Annotated in this window: 20 protein-coding genes; 11 read left to right on the forward strand and 9 right to left on the reverse strand. The window is 64.6% G+C overall.

Annotated elements, in window-relative coordinates; all coding sequences use genetic code 11:
* Positions 1-136: 136 nt before the first annotated feature.
* Entirely contained in the window at positions 137-775 is a 639-nt protein-coding gene (locus O7A05_RS25995) for a DNA-3-methyladenine glycosylase I (RefSeq protein ID WP_337095802.1), read from the reverse strand.
* Positions 776-985: 210 nt separating this feature from the next.
* Here O7A05_RS25995 and O7A05_RS26000 point away from each other — a divergent pair, with 210 nt between their 5' ends.
* Both O7A05_RS26000 and O7A05_RS26005 read left to right on the forward strand, forming a co-directional pair.
* Entirely contained in the window at positions 986-1,726 is a 741-nt protein-coding gene (locus tag O7A05_RS26000; RefSeq protein ID WP_337095803.1) for a L,D-transpeptidase, read from the forward strand.
* A 367-nt stretch (positions 1,727-2,093) separates the two neighbouring features.
* Positions 2,094-3,014, forward strand: coding sequence for a bifunctional 5,10-methylenetetrahydrofolate dehydrogenase/5,10-methenyltetrahydrofolate cyclohydrolase (locus O7A05_RS26005; RefSeq protein ID WP_337095805.1), 921 nt, complete (start codon positions 2,094-2,096; stop codon positions 3,012-3,014).
* Here the strand turns inward: O7A05_RS26005 and glcF are convergent, their stop codons facing one another.
* The 5 genes from glcF to O7A05_RS26030 form a co-directional block, all read right to left on the reverse strand.
* Positions 3,015-4,340 (reverse strand): glycolate oxidase subunit GlcF, encoded by a 1,326-nt coding sequence (glcF, locus tag O7A05_RS26010; protein ID WP_337095807.1) that lies wholly within the window; start codon positions 4,338-4,340, stop codon positions 3,015-3,017.
* 64 nt (positions 4,341-4,404) lie between these two features.
* Positions 4,405-5,610: an FAD-binding protein gene (locus O7A05_RS26015; protein ID WP_337095808.1), complete on the reverse strand. Its 1,206-nt coding sequence runs from the start codon at positions 5,608-5,610 to the stop codon at positions 4,405-4,407.
* A gap of 214 nt (positions 5,611-5,824) precedes the next feature.
* Positions 5,825-6,337: an endonuclease domain-containing protein gene (locus O7A05_RS26020; RefSeq protein ID WP_337095811.1), complete on the reverse strand. Its 513-nt coding sequence runs from the start codon at positions 6,335-6,337 to the stop codon at positions 5,825-5,827.
* Positions 6,337-7,833, reverse strand: coding sequence for an FAD-linked oxidase C-terminal domain-containing protein (locus O7A05_RS26025; RefSeq protein ID WP_337095812.1), 1,497 nt, complete (start codon positions 7,831-7,833; stop codon positions 6,337-6,339). Before O7A05_RS26025 ends, O7A05_RS26020 begins: the two co-directional genes overlap by 1 nt.
* A 272-nt stretch (positions 7,834-8,105) precedes the next feature.
* Positions 8,106-9,428 carry a DUF3422 family protein gene (locus tag O7A05_RS26030; RefSeq protein WP_337095813.1) on the reverse strand — a complete coding sequence of 441 codons (1,323 nt, stop codon included), beginning with the start codon at positions 9,426-9,428 and terminating at the stop codon, positions 8,106-8,108.
* Between the two features lie 208 nt (positions 9,429-9,636).
* Between O7A05_RS26030 and O7A05_RS26035 the strand changes: the two genes are divergently transcribed.
* The 3 genes from O7A05_RS26035 to O7A05_RS26045 are packed head-to-tail and all read left to right on the forward strand — an operon-like array spanning position 9,637 to position 12,430.
* A complete protein-coding gene (locus tag O7A05_RS26035) occupies positions 9,637-10,440 on the forward strand; it encodes an FCD domain-containing protein (protein ID WP_337095815.1) in 804 nt (267 codons plus the stop codon).
* A gap of 23 nt (positions 10,441-10,463) precedes the next feature.
* Positions 10,464-11,600 (forward strand): alpha-hydroxy acid oxidase, encoded by a 1,137-nt coding sequence (locus tag O7A05_RS26040; RefSeq protein WP_224586414.1) that lies wholly within the window; start codon positions 10,464-10,466, stop codon positions 11,598-11,600.
* Between the two features lie 59 nt (positions 11,601-11,659).
* Positions 11,660-12,430, forward strand: coding sequence for a metallophosphoesterase (locus tag O7A05_RS26045; RefSeq protein ID WP_337095816.1), 771 nt, complete (start codon positions 11,660-11,662; stop codon positions 12,428-12,430).
* Between the two features lie 51 nt (positions 12,431-12,481).
* On the opposite strand, the gene O7A05_RS26050 is transcribed toward O7A05_RS26045, so the two are convergent.
* Complete coding sequence (locus O7A05_RS26050; protein ID WP_337095914.1) at positions 12,482-12,613, reverse strand: hypothetical protein; 132 nt, start codon at positions 12,611-12,613, stop codon at positions 12,482-12,484.
* A gap of 292 nt (positions 12,614-12,905) precedes the next feature.
* The gene (locus tag O7A05_RS26055) at positions 12,906-13,604 is read right to left on the reverse strand and encodes a type 1 glutamine amidotransferase (RefSeq protein WP_337095909.1); all 699 of its coding nucleotides are present in this window, start codon (positions 13,602-13,604) and stop codon (positions 12,906-12,908) included.
* Between the two features lie 86 nt (positions 13,605-13,690).
* Here O7A05_RS26055 and O7A05_RS26060 point away from each other — a divergent pair, with 86 nt between their 5' ends.
* The 4 genes from O7A05_RS26060 (at position 13,691) to O7A05_RS26075 (ending at position 17,781) form a co-directional block, all read left to right on the forward strand.
* Positions 13,691-14,338 (forward strand): hypothetical protein, encoded by a 648-nt coding sequence (locus O7A05_RS26060; RefSeq protein ID WP_337095817.1) that lies wholly within the window; start codon positions 13,691-13,693, stop codon positions 14,336-14,338.
* Positions 14,339-14,369: 31 nt separating this feature from the next.
* Positions 14,370-15,104, forward strand: a complete 735-nt coding sequence (locus O7A05_RS26065) for a 16S rRNA (uracil(1498)-N(3))-methyltransferase (RefSeq protein WP_337095910.1) — start codon at positions 14,370-14,372, stop codon at positions 15,102-15,104.
* Positions 15,105-15,311: 207 nt separating this feature from the next.
* Entirely contained in the window at positions 15,312-16,685 is a 1,374-nt protein-coding gene (locus tag O7A05_RS26070) for a glutamate--cysteine ligase (RefSeq protein WP_337095818.1), read from the forward strand.
* Positions 16,686-16,773: 88 nt separating this feature from the next.
* Entirely contained in the window at positions 16,774-17,781 is a 1,008-nt protein-coding gene (locus tag O7A05_RS26075; protein ID WP_337095820.1) for a DUF937 domain-containing protein, read from the forward strand.
* Positions 17,782-18,089: 308 nt separating this feature from the next.
* Here O7A05_RS26075 and O7A05_RS26080 read toward each other — a convergent pair whose 3' ends face one another.
* A complete protein-coding gene (locus O7A05_RS26080) occupies positions 18,090-18,380 on the reverse strand; it encodes a DUF1127 domain-containing protein (protein ID WP_337095821.1) in 291 nt (96 codons plus the stop codon).
* Between the two features lie 182 nt (positions 18,381-18,562).
* On the opposite strand from O7A05_RS26080, the gene O7A05_RS26085 reads away from it, so the two are divergent.
* On the forward strand, positions 18,563-19,519 hold the full coding sequence (locus O7A05_RS26085; protein ID WP_224515716.1) for a LysR substrate-binding domain-containing protein: 957 nt from the start codon (positions 18,563-18,565) through the stop codon (positions 19,517-19,519).
* A 206-nt stretch (positions 19,520-19,725) separates the two neighbouring features.
* The gene (gene xseA, locus O7A05_RS26090) at positions 19,726-21,291 is read left to right on the forward strand and encodes an exodeoxyribonuclease VII large subunit (protein WP_337095822.1); all 1,566 of its coding nucleotides are present in this window, start codon (positions 19,726-19,728) and stop codon (positions 21,289-21,291) included.
* The last annotated feature ends 2 nt before the right edge of the window (positions 21,292-21,293 follow it).

Genomic DNA, 21,293 nt, shown 5'->3' on the forward strand with positions numbered 1-21,293 from the left:
GGCCCAGAAATGCTTCCGCCAGGCTCAACTGCCCCGTCTGCTTCACCGCCATTGCGATTCCCTCCGAGCTTCCTTCTCAGGGAATCACAACCAGCCAATTACGCAACAGGCCCACAAGGGGAGAAGGCAAAAGCGCCTACTTCGGTCGCTTCAGCTTCTTGCGCTCTTTCTCCACCTCGGCGCGGCAGTAGCAGCCTTCGAGATGGTCGTTGACTAGGCCCATCGCCTGCATGAAGGCGTAGACCGTCGTCGGGCCGACAAAGCTCCAGCCGCGCTTCTTCAATTCCTTCGATATCCTGACCGACACCGCCGTCGTCGGGTTGGCGCGCAGATGCGCCAGGTCGACGATTTCGGGCCGCTCGCCCGGACCCGGCTCGAACTTCCAGAACCAGGCGGCGAGCGAGCCGAACTCGTCCACCATCTCGCGGGCGCGTTTGGCGTTGTTGATGGTCGAAACGATCTTGCCGCGATGGCGGATGATGCCGGCATTGCCGAGCAGGCGCTCGACATCCTTATCGGTGAATGCCGCGACCTTGTCGAAGTCGAAACCGGCGAAGGCCTCGCGGAAATTCTCGCGCTTGCGCAGGATGGTCAGCCACGACAGGCCCGATTGGAAGCCTTCGAGGCAGATCTTTTCGAACAGCCGGCGATCATCCGTTACCGGCCGGCCCCATTCATGATCATGGTAATGAAGATAGTCCGGCAAATTGCCGTGCCAGAAACAGCGCGCCTTGCCGTCGGGCCCGTCGAGAATGCCGGCATTTTCAGTTGCCATTGCTAGCAGATCCATTCGTTAACGCGCCTCGGCGCAGCTTTTACCGTGGCTTTACCAGATTCCTGAACCGGCCGGTAACCACACCAAAAGGTTTACTGACAAAGCGGCATTTTACGCATTCCGATTCATGTTTTGCTTGCCGCTCCGCGCCAAGGATCGCGAAACCGCGGGCTCCCTACGCCCCGGATGAGTCGATCAAGGTGCGTTCCGATGAAGACAGCGTTTTGTTCCCTGCTCGGCGCGGTGGCCATTCTTGCCGCCGGCGCCACGACTTCCCTTGCCAATGACCGCTATGCCGACGTGCCGCCGGTGATGGTGAGCCCCGACCTCTCGGCGCCCTGGGTGCTGCAGCTCGGCCATGCGCCGGGCATCGTGCGCCCAACCCGGCAGGCGGTACAGCAGCCGCTGCAGCGCCTGCTCCAGTCGCAGCCCGACGGGCAGAAGACGGCGGCCGTGCAGCAGCCGGCCAAGCGCATGGTGATGCGGCCGCAGATCAATCCGGTCTACCTGCCGCAGGAAGTCGCCTATGACGGCCCGGCCAAGCCGGGCACCATCGTCATCGATACGCACCAGAATTTCCTCTATCTGGTCGAGAAGAACGGCAAGGCGCGGCGCTACGGCGTCGGCACCGGCAAGCCCGGCTTCGAATGGTCCGGCACGCACAAGATCACCGACAAGAAGGTCTGGCCGGACTGGCGTCCGCCCGCGGAGATGATCAAGCGCGAGGCTGCCAAGGGCCGCTACCTGCCAACCTATCTTGCGGGCGGCATCGAGAACCCGCTCGGCGCGCGCGCACTCTATCTCGGCACCACCGAATACCGCATCCATGGCACCAACCAGCCCTGGACGATCGGCGGCGCGGTGTCTTCCGGCTGCATCCGCATGCGCAACGAAGATGTCGTCGATCTCTATGAGCGCGTGAATGTCGGAACCACGGTCGAGGTGATATAGTCACAGCGAATCAGCTGGTTAGACGGCGCAGCACTTTTTGTCCGATGCTGTTGCAGCCAAGTCATAGTGCTATCCTGCTGGATGTGCTTTAACCAGTGAAGGGGTTTACGGGGGACGGGCCGTGTGGGGATACGGCCAGTCGCGAAAAGGCAGCGCAGGGAAACCGCGCTGCCTTTTTCGTTGTGCGTTTTTCGATGCATGACGCTGCAAGTCGCCCGCAAAGCAGGCGGTTTCGCTTTCGGGGCTGATTTCCCGGCGCTTCTCTGCTATTGCAGCGCACAAATCTCAGTTGTTGCGCGCAATTCCAGACAGAAAGCCGCTGTTGCGCTTGTCCTGCGAATTGCTTCAGAAGGCAGAGGTGCCAGCCATGACCCGAACCGACGACAGCCGCTACCTGAAGGGCGGCCCGGTCGCCCAGCGCATCATCGCTTCGGTGCGCGAAGACGCAGCGATCGCCACGGCCGAAGGTTTTCCGCCGAAGCTAGTCTCGATCACCGTCGGCGATACCGCCGCGGTCGATGTCTATGTGCGCAACCAGCGCGCCAAGGCAGCCCTCGCCGGTATCTCCTTCGAGGAACGGCGCTTTGCCGCCGACATCACCGCCGGCGAGCTGGAAGCGGCGATCCACGGCCTCAATGCCGACCCGCGCGTCACCGGCATCATCATCCAGCGGCCGGTGCCGGCGCATATTCCGATCAAGACGCTGCAAGCGGCGGTGCATCCGCTGAAGGACGTCGAAGGTATGCATCCGGCCTCGATCGGCAACATCGTCTACAACCAGCTCGACCTGGCGCCCTGCACGGCGGCGGCCTCGGTCGAATTGCTGAAAGAGACCGGCCTCGAGCTCAAGGGGCTGGAAGTGGTCGTCGTCGGCCATTCGGAGATCGTCGGCAAGCCCATCGCCTTCCTGCTGATGAGCGAAGGCGCGACGGTGACGGTGTGCCATCACATGACGCGATCGCTGGCCGCCCATGCGCGGCGCGCCGATGCGCTGTTCGTCGCCGTCGGCAAGCCGCGGCTGATCAAAGCCGACATGGTGAAGCCGGGAGCAGCCGTCATCGACATCGGCATCAATTCCGAGATCGGGCCCGACGGCGAAACCCGTATTGTCGGCGACGTCGACACCGACAGCGTCAAGGAAGTGGCGTCCTGGATCACGCCGGTGCCGGGCGGCGTCGGCCCGCTCACGGTCGCGATCCTGTTGCGCAACACCATGGTGGCGCTCAACCGCCAGCGCGCACTTTATCGCGCGACCTATGGCGTGCCGGACCAGCTCGCGGCGGAGTAATTATTCGGCAGCGATCAAACCGCTGTCAGAAACACCTTCCGGCTTCGGACCGCCATAGGCCCAGTCGAGCAGCTTGATCGTGTGCACGACCGGCAACTTCGCGGCGGACGCGATCTGGGTGATGCAGCCGATGTTGCCGGTGGCGACGACTGAAGCGCCAGTCGCCTCGATGTTTTTCACCTTGCGGTCGCGCAATTTGGCCGAAATCTCGGGTTGCAGGATGTTGTAGGTGCCGGCCGAGCCACAGCACAGATGCCCTTCGCGCGGCTCGCGCACGACGAAGCCGGCCTTGGCCAGAAGCTCCTTCGGCTGGCGGGTGATCTTCTGGCCATGCTGCATCGAACAGGCCGAGTGGTAGGCGACGACCGTGCCCGGCTTGCGCACCGGCTCGGGCAGGTCGAGAGCGGCGAGATATTCGGTGACGTCCTTGGCGAGAGCCGAGAGGCGCGCCGCCTTTTCGGCATAGGCCGGATCGAGGCGCAGCATGAAACCATAGTCCTTGATCGTGGTGCCGCAGCCCGATGCGGTGATGATGATGGCATCGAGGCCACCGTGGTCGATAGCGCGCGTCCAGGCGTCGACATTCTGCCTTGCCGAGGCAAGGGCCTGACCCTCGCGACCCATATGATGGACGAGCGCGCCGCAGCAGCCTTCGCCTTCCGGCACAACGACCTCGACGCCCAATCTTGTCAGCAGGGAGATGGTGGTACCGTTGATCGCCGGATCGAGCACGGACTGCGCGCAGCCGGTGAGGATCGCGACGCGGCCGCGCCTTGCGCCTTTCCCGGCATGCGTGCCTGGCGAAGCCAGCGGCGATGCCGGCGGGATCGACGCGGGCGCGAGCTTCAGCATGGCCGCGACCGGCTTCAGTGCCGGCAGTCTTTCGAACAGGCCGATGAACGGCCGGCCGAGGCCTGCGAGCTTCAGCGCGGCGCGGAAGCGGGATGGGTAAGGCAGCACGAAGGCCAGCATGGCGCGCGTCAGCCGGTCGAGCAGCGGGCGCCTGTAGGTCTCCTGGATATGGGCACGGGCATGGTCGACCAGATGCATGTAGTTCACGCCCGAGGGGCAGGTCGTCATGCAGGCAAGGCAGGACAGACAGCGGTCGATATGGGTGACGATCTCCTTGTCGGCCGGCCGGCCGTTCTCCAGCATATCCTTGATGAGGTAGATGCGGCCGCGCGGCGAGTCCAGCTCGTTGCCTAACGTCACATAGGTCGGGCAGGTGGCGGTGCAGAAGCCGCAATGCACGCATTTGCGCAGGATCTTTTCCGATTCCGCGACATGCGGGTCGGCAAGCTGCGCGGCGGAGAAATTGGTCTGCATTGCGGTTGCTCTGTTTAGACGCAATTCCGGACGGAAAACCGTTTCACACTTTTCCTGAATTACTCTAGGCCATGCGGCCGGGGTTGAGAATCTGCTTCGGGTCGAACTCGGCCTTGAGTCGCGCCGACAGCGCTGCCAGATGCGGCGGCTGCGGCTCGAACACCGGCAGCGCCGCGCGATGCAGCGCGGACGCGCGCACCAGCGTCGCATGGCCGCCACCATGCTTGCGGATCAGTCCGCGCAGCAATTCGGCTTCCGGGTCGTTCTCGCGCATCAACAGCCACACCAGGCCGCCCTGCCAGTCATAGAAGGCATCGACGGCCGCCTGCATGCGCAGCGCCATCACCATGTGATGCGCCTCAGACGGCGCCATCGAGACGCGCCAAACCGGTCGCGTGCCGCCGTCGGCGAAAGGCACGCAATCGCGAATGTCGCGCCAGATGGTTTTCGAGGCCTCGCCGGCGATCTCTTCCAGCGGCCCGGCCTTGCCGAGCAGTTGCTTCAGCGCCTCGATGCGATAGACGACCGACGGTCCAAAGCCCTCGACGCGCAACAGCGTCGTGGCATCGCTGCCATGCTTGCCGCCGGCGACCTTCGCGGCGATGCGCTCCGGCAGATGCGCGGCGCTCGACACTTCGGCGCTGGAGCCAAGCGCCAGCGCCATTGCAGCCATGGCGGCATCGTCGAGCAGGCCACGAACGGCCAAGGTCACTTCGGTTTCCGCGTTCGGCAGGACCTTGAAGGTGACGTCGGTCAAGACGGCGATCGTGCCCCAGCTGTTGGCCATCAGTTTGGAGAGGTCGTAGCCGGTGACGTTCTTGACCACGCGCCCGCCCGACTTGAACGCCTCGCCGCGGCCAGAGACGGCAGCGACACCAAGGATATGGTCGCGCGCCGCACCTGCTTTGAGCCGGCGTGGGCCGGACAGGTTCGAAGCCAGCACGCCGGCGATCGTTCCCTTGCCCGGTTCATTACTGAGCAGAGGGCCGTAGTCCATCGGCTCGAAGGCGAATTGCTGGCCGTTTTCGGCCAGCAATTGCTCAAGTTCGGCAAGCGGCGTGCCGGCTTTTGCGGACAGCACCAGCTCCGCCGGCTCGTAGAGCGTGACGCCGGTGAGGCGTGACAGGTCGAGAGTGTGCTCGGTCTGCAGCGGACGACCGATGAAGCGCTTGGAGCCGTGGCCGACGATTTCCAGCGGTGTTTCCTCGGCTGCCGCCCATCGGACGATGGAAAGGACTTCGGCTGCGGTCGAGGGGGTGAAGGTGGTCATGAGCGGGCGCCCTTCCTCGCCCCCGCCAGGCCAGGGCAATCGCATACGGCAGCGCTGCCCCCTCTCCGTCCGCTACGCGGACACCTCTCCCCCATTTCATGGGGGCGAGGAAACGCCGACCGCCGACGTTGCGACCTTGGAAAGCTTGGGTTCCTCGCCCCCGCAAAGCGGGGGAGAGGTGGCTCGGGCGAAGCCCGAGACGGAGAGGGGGCCATCATAGAGCGCTGTCTCCCGTCTTCCTGGCTGCGAAAACAAACCTGAGGTCGGCAGCAACTACGTCTTCGGCAAGCCGTCCTTCCAACGCCGCAAAGATCGTCTCGCAAACGCTCCTCTTGTTCTTCAAAACATCGAAGCTCCAAAACCGCAAAACCGAGAAGCCCTCGCCCCGCATGAATTCATCCCGCGGTCTGTCGTACGAACTGTCCGCGTGCTGGCTGCCATCCAATTCCACAATCAGCCTTTCGCTCCTGCACGCAAAACCCGCGAAATACGGACCAATGGGCATCTGGCGAACGAATTTGTATCCGCCTAGCCTTCGTGCCTTCAGTTCGTTCCAGAGGATCGCTTCCGCCTGGTTATCGCCGCTACGAAGCGCGCGGGCGCGGGCAATTTTCTCGGGCGAGCGGCGGCTTGGCTGATAGGCCGCCCCCCTCTCCGTCTCGGGCTTCGCCCGAACCACCTCTCCCCCGCTTTGCGGGGGCGAGGAACTTTGATCCTGAGCCCCCATCAAAACCTCGGAATATCCGGAAACGCCACCTGCCCGCGATGCACATGCATTCTTCCCAGTTCCGCGCACCGGCGCAGCTGCGGAAACACCTTGCCGGGGTTGAGCAGGTGGTTGGGATCAAAGGCGCATTTCACCCGCATCTGCTGGTCGAGGTCGACCTGGTTGAACATTTCCGGCATCAGGTCGCGCTTCTCGACGCCGACGCCGTGCTCGCCGGTCAGGACGCCGCCCACCTCGACGCAAAGGCGCAAGATGTCGGCGCCGAAGCTTTCGGCCTTGTCGAGCTCGCCCGGCACGTTCGCGTCGTAGAGGATCAGCGGGTGCAGATTGCCGTCGCCGGCGTGGAAGACATTGGCGACGCCCAGCCCGTATTTCTCGGAAAGGTCGCGCATGCCGGCGAGCACCCTCGGCAATTCCTTGCGCGGGATGGTGCCGTCCATGCAGTAGTAATCCGGCGAGATGCGGCCGACGGCCGGGAAAGCCGCCTTGCGGCCCGCCCAGAAACTCAGCCGCTCCTGCTCCGATTGAGAGATGCGGCAGGTGGTCGAGCCGTTGCGGTAGGCGATGGCCTCGACGAGGCCAATCAGGTGATCAACCTCGACGCTCGGTCCGTCGAGCTCGACGATCAACAGCGCCTCGACATCCAGCGGATAGCCGGCATGGACGAAATCCTCGGCCGCGTGAATCGCCGGGCGGTCCATCATCTCCATGCCGCCGGGAATGATGCCGGCGCCGATGATGTCGGCGACGCATTGGCCGCCCTGTTCGCTGGTCGGAAAGCCGATCAAGAGAGCGCGCGCCGTCTCCGGCTTCTTCAATATGCGCACGGTCACCTCGGTGACGACGCCGAGCAGGCCTTCCGAGCCGGTCATCACGCCGAGCAGATCGTAGCCTTCCTGGTCGAGATGGCTGCCGCCGAGGCGCACCACCTCGCCATTCATCAGCACCATCTCGATGCCCAGCACATTGTTGGCGGTGAGCCCGTATTTCAGGCAGTGCACGCCGCCGGAATTCTCGGCGACATTGCCGCCGATCGAGCAGGCGATCTGGGAGGATGGATCCGGGGCGTAATAAAAGCCTTCCTGCTCGACGGCGGTGGTGATGCCGAGATTGGTGACGCCCGGCTGGGCGACAACGACGCGATTGGGATAATCGATTTGAAGGATACGGTTGAAGCGGCTCATAACCAGCAGCACCGCGTCCTCTAGCGGCAGCGCGCCGCCGGACAGCGAAGTGCCGGAGCCGCGCGGCACAACGCGGATGTTGCGCTCGTTGCAGTATTTCAGCACGCGCGAGACCTGGGCGACCGTTTCCGGCAGCACCACGACCAGCGGCAACTGCCGATAGGCGGTGAGGCCGTCGCTTTCGAAGGCGCGCATTTCATTGGCCGCGTCGACGACCCCCTCGCCCGGCACGATGATGCGCATGTCGGCGACGATCTCGGCGCGCCGGCGCATCGTCTCGGCATCTGGCTTGGGCATGGCTAGGCCGGACATCGGGCAGGCCTCATCTCGCTTGGCTGGTCAAAATCTTTTACCAGCTCGACCGTTTTGTTGCAAACGCTGCTTTGGTCGCATTTGGCGGCGAGCGTGACGCCAAGCTTCCGCAGCGGCAATCTGCCGCTGGCGCTCTACCTCCCCTCGTGGGGAGGGTCGCGAACGAAGTGAGCGGGGTGGGGGCCGCGCCGGCGAGGCGCTTTACGAGCACCCCCGCCCCGATCCGCTATGCGGATCGACCCTCCCCACAAGGGGGAGGGTACAAGAGGTGCCTATTCGCCCGGATGCTTCGCCGGCTCGGAATGCATTTTCCGCACCCGTCGCACGCCCCACCAAACGAGCAGGATAGCGACCGGGACGGAGGCGGCGGTGACGACTTCGGGCGCGAAAGCGTGACCGAAGATCGAGGCGCCCTTGGCGACATAGCCGATGAGGCCGACGACATAATAGGACACGGCGGCGACCGACAGGCCTTCGACGGTCTGCTGCAGGCGCAGTTGCAGCCGGGCGCGGTTGTTCATCGAGGCGAGCAGGTCGCGGTTCTGCTTCTCGACGTCGACATCGACCCAGGTGCGCAGAAGCGTGGTGGCGCGGGTGAGTTTTCGCGACAGGTTGGCCTGGCGCTCCTCGACCGAGCGGCAGGTGCGCATGGCAGGCGCCATGCGCCGCAGCAGGAAGCCCGCCCAGGTGTCGTAGCCTTGCACCGGCTCTTCATCCAGCGCTTGGAGCCTCGCGGTGACGATGCCGTCATAGGCGCGGCTGGCGCCGAAGCGGTAGAGGCTGGACGCGGCGTCGGCCTCGAGCTCGGCGGCGAGTTCGGTGAGATCGGCAAGCAGCGTCTGGCTGTCGCGGGTCTCGACCGCCTTCATTTCCAACGTGGTCTGCGCCAGGCGGTCCTCGATGCGACGGGCGCGGCCGGACAGCGTCAACGCCATCGGCAGGCCGAGCATGGCCAGTGTCCGATAGGTCTCGATGTCGATCAGCCGCTGCGACAAGGCGCCGGTGCTGGCGGGCGTCAGGCCGCGATCGAGCACCAGCATGCGGGTCAGGCCATCGCCGTCCTGGCGGAAATCGGTGATGATGGCGGCAGCGCCCTGCTCGACCAGCGAATAACACAGGCTTGTCGGGTCGAAGCCGGTGATCAGCTTTTCGCTCGCCTGCGTCCATTTGCGGATTTCGAGGCGGATGCCGGAAATCACGGTACCCGGCGGCGAGAAGCCATTGCCGAAGGGCGAATCCTCCTGGGCCCGGCCGTTTTCGGCCAGCGGCCCCTCCCAGAGATAGGTCGAGAATTCCGTATGCCGTTCCCAGCGCAGCGTGCCCTTGCCCCATTTCATGGCATGATGGCGCGCATAGCGCTCGGGCGCGGCGATGCCCAGCCGCCGCGAAAGTTCCGAGAGCACGGCATGGTCGACCGCGGCGCCGCCTTCGGTCATGAAGGAAAGCTGGATGAGCACCCGCGGTTTTTCGATCAGCGGGTGCGGACGGGCGTGGACCTCGCCCAGCGCGCCAGGTCGCCCCTCATGCGCCGGGAAGCCCATCACGCTGCCTTGCGCGCGCGGCTGGAATTCGAGCTTGGACGTCTCGTCCGACACGGCTGGTCCCCCTGATTTTCGACCCATCGTGCAATCCGGTCGTCTTGCGGCAATCGGCGAGACGCGTAAACAGCAAATATTGGGGCTTCGGGATGGTAACGCGCGGCAAGCGATCCGATCGGACTAGCCGAATTGGATAAATAATTTGACCAGTTGGCGACGGACGCTTTAATCTGGGCGACCTCCGTTCCGTTCTCCAGGCGCCCCTTTGAGCGACATTTTCTCCAGGATCGAGCATTCGCGCACCGCCGACGAGGTGGTGCAGCAGATCGAAAGCCTGATCCTCGAAGGCGTGCTGCGCACCGGCGACCGGCTGCCCGGCGAGCGCGAGCTGGCGCGCCAGTTCGACGTGTCGCGGCCGATCCTGCGCGATGCGCTGAAGGCGCTGGAAGGCCGCGGTCTGCTCACGACCAAGGCCGGCGGCGGCACGCATGTCGCCGACGTCATCGGCCAACTCTTCACCAAGCCGGTGACGGATCTGATCTCCACGCACCGCAAGGCGGTGACCGATTATCTGGAATACCGGCGCGAGATCGAGGCGGTAGCAGCCGAATATGCGGCGCGCCGCGCGACGCCGGAGGATCTGGCCCTGCTCGACCGCATCATGGCGCGCATGGACGAGGCGCACCGGACCGGCGATTTCGACGACGAGGCGGAAATCGACGTCGAGTTCCACCACGCCGTCTGCGAATGCGCGCACAACATCATCCTCCTGCACACGCTGCGTTCCTGCTACCGGCTGCTGTCGGAGGGCGTGTTCCAGAACAGGCTTCTGGTGTTCGGCGTGCCCGGCGCGCGCGAGGCGCTGCTCGAGCAGCACCGGGCGATCCATGCCGCGATCAAGGCGGCAGACCCGATCGCGGCGCGCAAGGCTGCGATGGACCACATCACCTATGTCGAGCGCTCGATGGCTGAAGCCGAGCGCAGCGGCGACTGGCAGCGCGTGTCCAGGCTGCGCCTCAGGCAACGCTCCGACGTGGGCGACATCGAACCCACACGCAAACGCTCGTAAGCACAGATCTAGCGGGGACCACCATGAGCGACATCCTCACCATCGCCGACCTCAAGGAGCTGGCACGCCGCAGAGTGCCGAAGATGTTCTTCGACTATGCCGATTCAGGCGCCTGGACGGAGAGCACCTACCGGGCCAACGAAGAGGACTTCGGCAAGATAAAATTTCGCCAGCGCGTGCTGGTCGACATGAGCAACCGCTCGCTGGAATCGACCATGATCGGCGAGAAGGTGGCGATGCCGGTAGCGCTTGCGCCGACCGGACTGACCGGCATGCAGCATGCCGACGGCGAGATGCTGGCGGCGCAGGCGGCGGAAGCGTTCGGCGTGCCGTTCACGCTGTCCACCATGAGCATCTGCTCGATCGAGGATGTCGCCTCGGCGACCAAAAAGCCGTTCTGGTTCCAGCTCTATGTGCTGCGCGACAAGGATTTCGTGCTCAACCTGATCGACCGCGCCAAGGCGGCAAAGTGTTCGGCGCTGGTGCTGACGCTCGATCTGCAGATCCTCGGCCAACGGCACAAGGATATCCGCAACGGTCTCTCGGCGCCGCCGAAGATGACGCTTGCCAACATCATCGACTTGGCGCTGAAGCCGCGCTGGTGCCTGGGGATCGCCGGCACGCCGCGCCGCACCTTCCGCAACATCGTCGGCCACGCCAAGGGTGTCGGCGACGTCTCTTCGCTGTCATCCTGGACGAACGAGCAGTTCGACCCGCATCTGTCGTGGAAAGATGTCGCCTGGATCAAGGAGCGCTGGGGCGGCAAGCTGATCCTGAAGGGTATCCTCGACAAGGAGGACGCGCTGATGGCGGCTGAGACCGGCGCCGATGCGATCGTGGTCTCCAATCATGGCGGGCGCCAGCTCGACGGCGCCGCCTCCTCGATCTCGGTGCTGGAAGAAATCGCCGATGCGGTCGGCGACCGGATCGAAGTCCATATGGATGGCGGCATCCGCTCCGGCCAGGACGTGCTCAAGGCGCTCTGCCTCGGCGCCAAGGGCACTTATATCGGCAGACCGTTCCTCTACGGCCTCGGCGCGATGGGCAAGGACGGCGTCACCAAGGCGCTCGAAATCATCCGCAAGGAGATGGACATCACGCTGGCGCTGTGTGGTAAGCGTTTGGTAACCGACATGGGCAAGGACCAGCTGCGGCGCTAGGCCTTATTCACCGATCCGCCCTAGTTTCCCGTGATGAACGACACGGGAAGACGCTCGCCTTGACTGAGACCGGCATCCATTATCTGGACGCGCGCGGGCCGGACGGCATGAGGCTCTATGCGATTGGCGACGTGCATGGCCGTCACGACCTGCTCGTCGCCATGCACCGCCGTATCGAAAGCGAGCTGGAATGCGCAGCATCCTGCGACTGGCGCATCATCCATCTCGGCGACTATACCGACAGGGGACCCGACTCCAAAAGCGTCATCGACTTCCTGATCGAGGCGCGAGCGCGCGATCCGCGCAACCTGATGCTTGCCGGCAATCACGATATCGGCTTCCTCGATTTTCTCGACCGTCCGGACCCCGACGGGCTGTTCATGCGCTATGGCGGGGTCCAGACCGCGGCGTCATACGGCGTGAAGCTCTCGACCGGCAGCAGCTGGTTCGGCAGGCCGGACGAGGCGCTGGCGCGCGGACACGCGGCGTTGGTCGAAGCGGTGCCGCAAGCCCATGTCGACTTCCTGCGCTCGCTGTCCTTTTCGGTGACCTTCGGCGACTTCTTCTTCTGCCATGCCGGCATCAGGCCGGGCATTCCGCTCGACCGCCAGAGCCCGCAGGACCTGATCTGGATCCGCGACGCCTTCCATGATCACCCCGGCCTTTATCCGAAGGTAATCGTGCACGGCCACACGCCGGTGCCGGAGGCCGAAGTATTCGCCAACCGGGTCAATGTCGACACGCTCGCCTGGCAATCGGGAACGCTGAGCGCGCTCGCCGTCAACGGCGCAGAAAAGCGTATCCTGGCGGCCGAAGGAAAGGCGTTCTAGCCGTGATCCGGACGTGGGATCAGCTTTCCGTCGGTCGGGGAGGATCAGGCTTTAGCGAAGCGCGGCGGTGACGCCGTAGCCGTCGACGGCTTGGTGATTGTTGGCTGCATCGGCAGCATAAATGCCGAGGCCGCACACGACGATGGCAGACAGCATGACAAAAGACAGGAGAGCTGCTCTCACGGACGTCATCTCTGGTTAAGCTTTCTGCATCTGGGCACGAGGCGGTTACCAATGCGTTGAAACGATAAAATGCGTCTCAATGTTTCGACGATTTCGCGCTTCTAAGCAGATTCTGTATCGCCGGTGTGTCGGCTGGATCACACAATAGGTTCATGGCGGTTGCACCGACGATACGAAGCGCGCCCTCTTAGAAGAGCGGCCGGACACAAACCAAGAAAGAAGAATGTTATCCCCAGGCGGAAGCCCGCGGGCGTGCCAATTATGCCACGCCCGGCGAGGACGGCCTGGATGATCAGATGGTAGCTACCCAGGCGCGGGCAATCGCCAGCCCGGCGGCGTCAGCGTCGGGGCCATTGCGGGCCAGCTCGTCGCCGAGGCGATCGTTCCAGTCGGGATGGCGCTCGGCGATCGTAGCCGCGAAGGACGTGCTCCAGTCGCGCACCATCGGCGTATCCGCCTCGAAGTGGAACTGGAAGCCATAGACGGCGCGACCGAGGCGGAAGGCCTGGTTTTCGGCGACCTCGCTGCCGGCCAGCCGCACGGCGTTTTCCGGCAGCGCGAAGGTGTCGTCATGCCATTCGAAGATCGGAAACTTCTCGGGCAGCGCCGCCAGCACCGGGTCGGACTTGGCGGCCGGCGTCAGCGAGACTTTGTGCCAGCCGAACTCGGTGGCGCAGCCGATGTGGTTGTCGCCGCCGAATGCGCGGGCAAGAAGCTGGCTTCCGAGGCAGATGCCGAGCACCGAGCGGTCCTTATCGGCGAAATCGCGCGTCAGCTCGAGGAGCGCCGGGAAATAGGGATAGTCCTCGTCGGCCAGCGCATTCTGCCCGCCGCCCAGCAAGACCATCGCATCATGCCCGCCTGCATCCTCCGGCAACGGATCGCCCTGGTACGGACGCCGCAGGTCGAGATCGGCGCCGGCTTCGGCCAGAGCGGCACCAACCTGACCGAGGCCGGTATTGTCGTAGTTCTGGACCACCAGCACGCGCATCGAGAATCCTGCTGACATGAAAACGCTGGGGCGAGCGATATCATGCAGCTTGTATTTCAGCCAAGATACGTGCCGGAGAGAAAGCTATGCCACTGCAGAACCGGGTCGACCCCTTCGGCGCCATCCATGCCGTGCCGGAACGCGGCCTGTTCACCGGCAATCGCGGCATCATCCACGATCCGGAGACCAAGACGCTGCTGAGGAAGCGCTGGGCCTTGCCGGCCTGGATCATCTGCGTTTGCCAATTCCGGAGGGTGCGACGCGAGCCGATGGGCCGCAACAGGCCGGGAGGAAAAGCCGGCTGGACCGAATTGTTCTTCCTCGACGAAGTGACGGCTTTGGCCGCCGGCCATCGGCCCTGCTTTTTCTGCCAACGCAAACGAGCGACCGAGTTCGTAGAGCGCTTCGGCGAGGCCTTCGGCATTGCTGAGCCGCGCGCGCCAATGGTCGATAAAAGGCTGCACAAGGAGCGGCTGGCCTCGGGCGGACGCCCGCCTGCCGTGGCCGCACCGGAGCTCGGAGGCTTGCCAGACGGAACGATGATCGCGCAGGGCGACGCTGCCTATGCGCTGCGTGCCGGCACGGTACGCAAATGGTCGTTTGCGGGCTATTCGAATCCCATCGCCTTCGATCGTTTCGCTTCGTCCTCACTGCGCCTGCTGACGCCGGCGACCACCATCGCGGTGCTGCGGCAAGGCTTTGCAGGGGTCTGGCATCCAACCGTCGATGCTTGACGCCGCAGCCGACCTCGCCCATTCATCCGCGATGCGCGCCAACTACAAAATGCAGCGGCTGTTCGTGCCGGACGATCTGGGCTCGGGTCTCGAATTCGACGCCGGGCAACAGCAAAGCCATTATCTCGCCCATGTGCTGCGGCTCAGCGAAGGCGCCGAGGTCCTGCTTTTCAACGGTCGTGACGGCGAATGGTCGGCGTCGATCGCCGCGAAGTCCAAGAAGGCGGTCCGGCTGAGGGTGTTCGAGCTGCAGCGGCCGCAGCCGCCGCTGCCCGATCTCGTCTATTGCTTTGCACCGCTGAAGCAGGGTCGGCTCGACTACCTGGTGCAGAAGGCTGTCGAGATGGGCGCCGGCATACTGCAGCCAGTCATCACCCAGCACACGCAGGTGGCAAAACCCGGCATCGAACGGCTGCGCGCCAATGTGGTGGAAGCGGCCGAGCAATGCGGCATCCTGGCGGTGCCGGAAGTGCGCGAAGCGGAGAAGCTGGAACGGTTGCTCGCCGGTTGGGACAAGGAGCGGCGGCTGATCTTCTGCGACGAGGATGCCTCGACCAACAATCCGCTGCCGGCCTTGCAAGCGGTCAGTGAGAAGAAACTTGCGCTTCTGGTCGGTCCGGAAGGCGGATTTTCCGATGACGAGCGCAAGATGCTGAGGGCCTTGCCTTTCGTCACCGCCATCCCGCTCGGGCCGCGCATCCTGCGCGCCGACACCGCGGCGGTGGCGGCATTGGGGGTGATCCAGGCGACGATCGGCGACTGGTGATCAAATCCTGTTGAGGCCTGGCTCAGGATTTTTTGCTTGATCGGCTACTGACATTTCGTCCATCTAGCGCCGGCGGCCGTCCGGCCTCTGCAGCACCCGCGCCACCTTTTCGTGGAGCAAAGGGCGCTGTAACACTTAAAGACTTGCGCAGGACGTCCAGCGGAAATCGGTATCGGTTTTCGGAGATCATGCGCACGGAGGGGCTAGATGGCGCGCGACACAACAGATACCCAGCCCATCGAAGGCGTCGACGAACTTGTCGGCTACCTGGCCGCCGGCAACAAGCCGCGCGAAAAATGGCGCATCGGCACCGAGCACGAGAAATTCCCCTTCTATATCGACGGCAACGCGCCGGTGCCCTATGGCGGCGAGCGCGGCATCCGCGCCATTCTGGAAGGCATGCAGGAAAAGCTCGGCTGGGATCCGATCATGGATGCCGGCCGCATCATCGGCCTTGTCGAGCCGACCGGCCAAGGCGCGATCTCGCTGGAGCCCGGCGGCCAATTCGAGCTTTCCGGCGCGCCGCTGGAGTCGATCCACCAGACCTGCCGCGAAGGCAACGCGCATCTGGCGCAGGTGCGCGAGATCGCCGAGCCGCTCGGCATCCGCTTCCTCGGCCTCGGCGGCAGCCCGAAATGGTCGCTGGCCGACACGCCGAAAATGCCGAAGTCGCGCTACGAGATCATGACGCGCTACATGCCGAAGGTCGGCACCAAGGGCCTCGACATGATGTACCGCACCTGCACGATCCAGGTGAATCTCGACTTCGAGAGCGAGACCGATATGCGCCGCAAGATGCAGGTGTCGCTGAAGCTGCAGCCGCTGTCGACGGCGCTGTTTGCCAACTCGCCTTTCACCGAAAGCCGGCCGAACGGACTGCAGAGCTGGCGCGGCGACATCTGGCGTGATACCGACAACCAGCGCTCCGGCATGCTCGAATTCTGCTTCTCGCCCGATTTCGGCTTCGCCGATTATGTCAAATGGGCACTCGACGTGCCGATGTATTTCGTCATCCGCGACGGCCAGTATCACGACATGACGCGCTACACCTTCCGCCAGTTCATGGCAGGTGCGGCGCGCAATGAAATCCCCGACGGCCTGCCGACGATGGGGGACTGGGCAAATCACCTCTCGACCCTGTTCCCCGACGTGCGCCTGAAGCGCTTCCTGGAAATGCGCGGCGCCGATGGCGGGCCCTGGCGGCGCATCTGCGCCCTGCCCGCCTTCTGGGTCGGGCTCCTCTATGACGAGCAGGCGCTGGATGCCGCCGAGGCGCTGACTTCGAGCTGGACCTACGAGGAAGCGCTGGCGATGCGCAACGCCGTGCCGGAGCTCGGCATCGCCGCGCCGTTCCGCAACGCCACCTTGCGCGACGTCGCCCGCGACGTGCTCGCCATCTCCCGCACGGGCCTGAAGAACCGCGGCAAGAAGAACCGCGACGGCTATGACGAGACGTCGTTCCTCAACACGCTGGACGAGGTCGTGGCGCGCGGCACCACCAGCGCCGAGGAGATGCTGTCTGCCTACCACACGCGCTGGGGCGGCTCGATAGAGCCGGTGTTCATGGAGTATGCGTATTAACGCCGAGGGGTTGGCTACCGAAAGCCGCTTCAATCGGTGATGGAAACGAACTAGGCTCCCTACGAGGATATTCTCGGAGGAGAACCCAATGCCTTCCCTGTTCGACATTTTCACCCAGGCCCAGAACGGCGCCGGCATGCAGGCGCTGGCACAGCAATACGGGCTTTCCATGCAGCAGACACAGGCCGCGGTGCAGGCGCTTTTGCCCGCCTTCTCGCAGGGGTTGCAGCGCAACACGGCCGACCCTTACGGTCTCGGCGCCTTCATGACGGCGATGGCGAGCGGCCAGCATGCCAAATATTTCGAGGACGCTACCAGGGCCTTTTCGCCGCAAGGCATCGATGAGGGCAACGGCATTCTCGGCCATCTGTTCGGCTCGAAGGATTTGTCGCGCGCCGTGGCAGCGCAAGCCGCGCAGGCAACGGGATTGAGCCAGCAGGTGCTGCAGCAGATGCTGCCGGCCATGGCTTCGATGATGATGGGTGGGCTGTTCAAGCAGACCAACAGTCAATTGAGTGGCGGGCAGATGCAGGCCGCCGGCGGTTTCGGCGGCGGCAACAATCCGCTCGGCGAGATCATCGAGCAGATGATGCGGCAAAGCGGTGTCGCGCCGGCGCCGCAGCAACGCCAGTCGCCGCAGCCCGCGCCCAATCCCTATGGCGAGAACCCGCTCGGCAAAGTGCTGCAGGATATGTTCGGCCGTGCGCAGCAGCCGCAGCAATCGCCCAACCCCTATGGCGAAAATCCCCTTGGCAAGGTGCTGCAGGATATGTTCGGCGGCGCGGCACAGCAGCCGCAACAGACTCAACCGCAACAGACGCAGAGCCCCTATGGCGACAACCCGCTCGGCAAGATCTTCGAAGAGATGCTGCGCCAGGGCGGTGGCGGCTTTGGCCTGCCCGGCGGACAGCCGGCGCCGCAGCCGCAACAGAGCGCGCCGCAACAGCCGCGGACCAACCCGAGCGGCCGGCCGCGAAACCCCTTCGACGATATCTTCGGCAAGATGTTCGAGACCGGTGCTCAGCAGCGCGACGAATATGAGAAGAGCGTCGGAACAATCTTCGACCAGTTCAAACGCGACATGGATCGGCGTTAGGTCTCGCGCGGCCCAAAGGTGTGCCGAGATTCAGGTCAGGCCGAGCCGAAAACGGTGGTTTCCGAGAACCGGAGCGGAGCGTACTTAAGTACGTGAGCACCGGAAGCGCAGGAAGCCGCCGTTTGCAGGCCGGCCTCACCTGAAGGTCGGTACATCTTAAAAAAATGCCCGGTCCTGGAGGAGAACCGGGCAGTGTGCAGGCTGGCCGGCGGGGAACCGGCAGGGAGTGTGGGAGCCTGCATTGAAACTTGGTCGCGCCGAGCTGTGAAAAGGTTCAACGCGACCGGAAATCCGGGCAACGCGACCGTTCAGGCTACCTGACGAGCAAGATTCTCGATCGTGTCGGCGCGCTCGCTGGCAATGGCGCGCAGCTTCACCGTCGGATCGCGACCGAAGGGCACGGCGACGGCGACATGAAGGTCGGAGCGCGTCAGGCCGATATCGGCAAGCTCGGCGTCCGACATCTCGCCCAGGCGATAGAAGGCGCGGCGGTTTTTCCAGGCGACGTAGGCGTTGGCGAGAGCATTGAGCACGCGCGTCGCAACGGCCGGACGCGTGGTGATGCGCGGGGTCTCGGAAGCGAATTCAATCGTGGTCATGTCAGTCTCTCCTTCCAGGAGTCGAGCGGACGAAACCAGGCGATCGGCGCCTTGGGAGAAGCGCCGTTCCGGTTTCCATTCACATGCTGTCATGTGGACAATGCCAATTTGCCATCGCGCGATTGATTAATCCAACGAATGTTTTTAATCTCTAACATCAACATCAATGATAGGTTGAACCGATGAAAGCGCCGCTCGACCTCGATCAGTTGCAGACCTTCATCTCGATCGCCGACACAGGAAGCTTCACCCGCGCGGCCGAAGAGGTGCACCGGACGCAGTCGGCCGTGTCGATGCAGATGCGGCGGCTGGAGGAGCGCATCGGCAAGCCGCTGTTCGAAAAGGACGGCCGCACCAACAAGCTGACCGAGGAGGGCGACCGGCTGCTTTCCTATGCGCGGCGGCTGATCTATCTCAACCGCGAGACGCTTGCCGCCTTCGACGACCAGCGGCTCGAAGGCACGATCCGCATCGGCACGCCGGATGATTATGCCGACCGCTTCCTGCCCGAGATCATGGCGCGCTTCTCGCGCTCCAACCCGCGCGTCGAACTGACGGTCGTCTGCGAGCCGACGCCGGGGCTGGTCGAGCACATCAAGCGCGGCAATCTCGACCTAGCGCTGGTGACGCATAACGACACGCGCGGCCAGTCGGAAGTGGTGCGGCGCGAGCCGCTTTTGTGGGTCACCTCAGCCAACCACGCCACGCATGAACAGGAGATCCTGCCGATGGCGTTCGGGCGGCCGAACTGCATCTGGCGGCGCGCCGCGGTCGACGTGCTCGACCGCCAGAGCCGCGAGTATCGTGTGCTGTTTTCCAGCTTCTCGGCCACCGTCATCACCGCGGCCGTTCTTTCCGGCCTGGCGGTCTCGGTGCTGCCGGAATGCGCGCTTCGGCCCGGCATGCGCGTGCTCGGCGAGGCCGACGGCTTCGGCCAGTTGCCGGATTGCCGCATCGGCATCATGCGCGGCCAGACCTCGCAGCCGGAGATCGTCGACGCTTTGGCCCGTCACATCGCCGAAAGCCTCGACAACATTTCCGTGCCGGTCGGCGAAGAGGCGGGAAGCTTCGACTTCGCCGCGCTCGCCTTTGCCAAGATGAAGCGGGTCAAGGCAAACCAGATCATGCCTGGATGGTAAAGGCAGGCGCGGGCGGCGGAGCGCTCCTGATCGGCTGACGAAACGCCCGGCAGCGCAAGCAACTGGCCGGGCTCCAGCGGCGGCGACAGCAAAGCGGCGAGCGTCAGCACGGTCAGCATGACCTGACGCGTCAACGGGCTGCTGTATAATATCAGCGATGTTTGTCGCAGCTTGACGCCGGCCGATAAGCGCCCCCCAATCGCCAAATGAGTGAAACAGCAACCGAATCACGCAGCAACGCCACCGAATACACGGTGAGCGAGATTTCCGGCGCGCTGAAGCGCACTGTCGAGGACGCTTTCGGCAATGTGCGGGTGCGTGGCGAGATTTCCGGCTATCGCGGCCCGCATTCGTCCGGCCACGCTTACTTCGCGTTGAAGGATGACCGCGCGCGGATCGATGCCGTGGTCTGGAAGACGACCATGGCGCGGCTGAAGTTCCGCCCCGAGGAAGGCATGGAGGTGATCGCCAGCGGCCGACTGACCACCTACCCCGGCAAATCCAACTATCAGATCGTCATCGACAATCTGGAGCCGGCGGGCGCCGGCGCGCTGATGGCGCTGCTCGAAGAGCGCAAGCGCCGGCTGCAGGCCGAAGGTCTGTTCGACGCGGGCCGCAAGCGGCGGCTGCCGTTCATGCCCAAAGTCATCGGCGTCGTCACCTCGCCGACCGGCTCGGTGATCCGCGACATCATCCATCGCATCAAGGACCGGTTTCCGCTTCATGTGCTGGTGTGGCCGGTGAGGGTCCAGGGTGACACGACGGCCAGGGAGGTGACTGCGGCCGTCAACGGTTTCAACGCGTTGACAAGGGACGGACAAATCCGCCAACCCGATCTGTTGATCGTGGCACGCGGCGGCGGCAGCCTCGAGGACCTCTGGGGCTTCAACGACGAAGGGCTGGCGCGTGCCGTTGCGGCGTCCGCCATCCCGGTGATCTCGGCCGTCGGGCACGAGACCGATACGACTCTGATCGACTTTGTCGCCGACATGCGCGCGCCGACACCCACGGGCGCGGCCGAGATCGCCGTGCCGGTCAGGGCGGAGCTGGAGGCCACCTTGGCCAGCCTCGGCGCGCGGCTCAACGCCTGCGCCTCGCGCCACCTGGAGCGCAAGCGCCAGGCAGTGCGCGCGGCGGCGCGCGCGCTCCCCTCGCCCGACCAGTTGCTGGCGCTGCCGCGCCGCCGTTTCGACGATGCGACCAGCCGCCTCGGCCGGGGGCTGACGGTGAATATCGAGCGCAAGCGGGCGACGCTGGAGCGGCAAAGACTGACGCCGGCGACCCTGTCGCGGCGCCTCAATGAGGCGCGCACGCTGACCGGCCGCGATATGGCCCGGGCGCGAGCCGCGTTCTTCGCCGTCGTGCGCGAGCGGCGCGCACGCTTCCAGCGCAATTCGACCCGCCTGTCGCCGGCACCGATCGTCCGGCGGCAGAAGCTGCAGGCCGACACCTTAGCCGGACTGTCGCGCAGGCAGGATCAGGCACTGGCACGGCGTCTCGACCGGCTGCGCGCGGCGCTGACCCAGGCCGACCGGCTCTTGTCGACGCTGTCGCACAAGGCCGTGCTGGCGCGCGGCTTCGCGCTGGTCAAGGATGCAGAAGGCGCCGTCATCAAAGGGGTCGCGGAGTTGGCGCCGGGCGCAGCGCTGCAGCTGGAATTCGCGGACGGCACTGCCGAGGCCATCGCAACCTCCGGCGGCGCGCGGCCGAAGCTGGCCGCGAAGTCGCCCGCCAAGGCCAAGGAGCCGGGCAATCAGGGCTCGTTGTTCTAAGG

This window comes from Mesorhizobium argentiipisi (SeqCode) (genome assembly GCF_037179585.1).
GTDB classification, from domain to species: domain Bacteria; phylum Pseudomonadota; class Alphaproteobacteria; order Rhizobiales; family Rhizobiaceae; genus Mesorhizobium; species Mesorhizobium argentiipisi.

Excerpts from the sequence above, each read along its gene's own strand:
- O7A05_RS26065 (WP_337095910.1), top strand. The coding sequence starts at position 14,370 with ATGCGCGCCAACTACAAAATGCAGCGGCTGTTCGTGCCGGACGATCTG.
- xseA (WP_337095822.1), top strand. The coding sequence starts at position 19,726 with ATGAGTGAAACAGCAACCGAATCACGCAGCAACGCCACCGAATACACG.
- O7A05_RS26085 (WP_224515716.1), top strand. The coding sequence starts at position 18,563 with ATGAAAGCGCCGCTCGACCTCGATCAGTTGCAGACCTTCATCTCGATC.
- O7A05_RS26025 (WP_337095812.1), bottom strand. The coding sequence starts at position 7,833 with ATGTCCGGCCTAGCCATGCCCAAGCCAGATGCCGAGACGATGCGCCGG.
- O7A05_RS26075 (WP_337095820.1), top strand. The coding sequence starts at position 16,774 with ATGCCTTCCCTGTTCGACATTTTCACCCAGGCCCAGAACGGCGCCGGC.
- O7A05_RS26020 (WP_337095811.1), bottom strand. The coding sequence starts at position 6,337 with ATGGGGGCTCAGGATCAAAGTTCCTCGCCCCCGCAAAGCGGGGGAGAG.
- O7A05_RS26055 (WP_337095909.1), bottom strand. The coding sequence starts at position 13,604 with ATGCGCGTGCTGGTGGTCCAGAACTACGACAATACCGGCCTCGGTCAG.
- O7A05_RS26015 (WP_337095808.1), bottom strand. The coding sequence starts at position 5,610 with ATGACCACCTTCACCCCCTCGACCGCAGCCGAAGTCCTTTCCATCGTC.
- O7A05_RS26070 (WP_337095818.1), top strand. The coding sequence starts at position 15,312 with ATGGCGCGCGACACAACAGATACCCAGCCCATCGAAGGCGTCGACGAA.
- O7A05_RS26080 (WP_337095821.1), bottom strand. The coding sequence starts at position 18,380 with ATGACCACGATTGAATTCGCTTCCGAGACCCCGCGCATCACCACGCGT.
- O7A05_RS26040 (WP_224586414.1), top strand. The coding sequence starts at position 10,464 with ATGAGCGACATCCTCACCATCGCCGACCTCAAGGAGCTGGCACGCCGC.
- O7A05_RS25995 (WP_337095802.1), bottom strand. The coding sequence starts at position 775 with ATGGCAACTGAAAATGCCGGCATTCTCGACGGGCCCGACGGCAAGGCG.
- O7A05_RS26005 (WP_337095805.1), top strand. The coding sequence starts at position 2,094 with ATGACCCGAACCGACGACAGCCGCTACCTGAAGGGCGGCCCGGTCGCC.
- glcF (WP_337095807.1), bottom strand. The coding sequence starts at position 4,340 with ATGCAGACCAATTTCTCCGCCGCGCAGCTTGCCGACCCGCATGTCGCG.
- O7A05_RS26000 (WP_337095803.1), top strand. The coding sequence starts at position 986 with ATGAAGACAGCGTTTTGTTCCCTGCTCGGCGCGGTGGCCATTCTTGCC.
- O7A05_RS26060 (WP_337095817.1), top strand. The coding sequence starts at position 13,691 with ATGCCACTGCAGAACCGGGTCGACCCCTTCGGCGCCATCCATGCCGTG.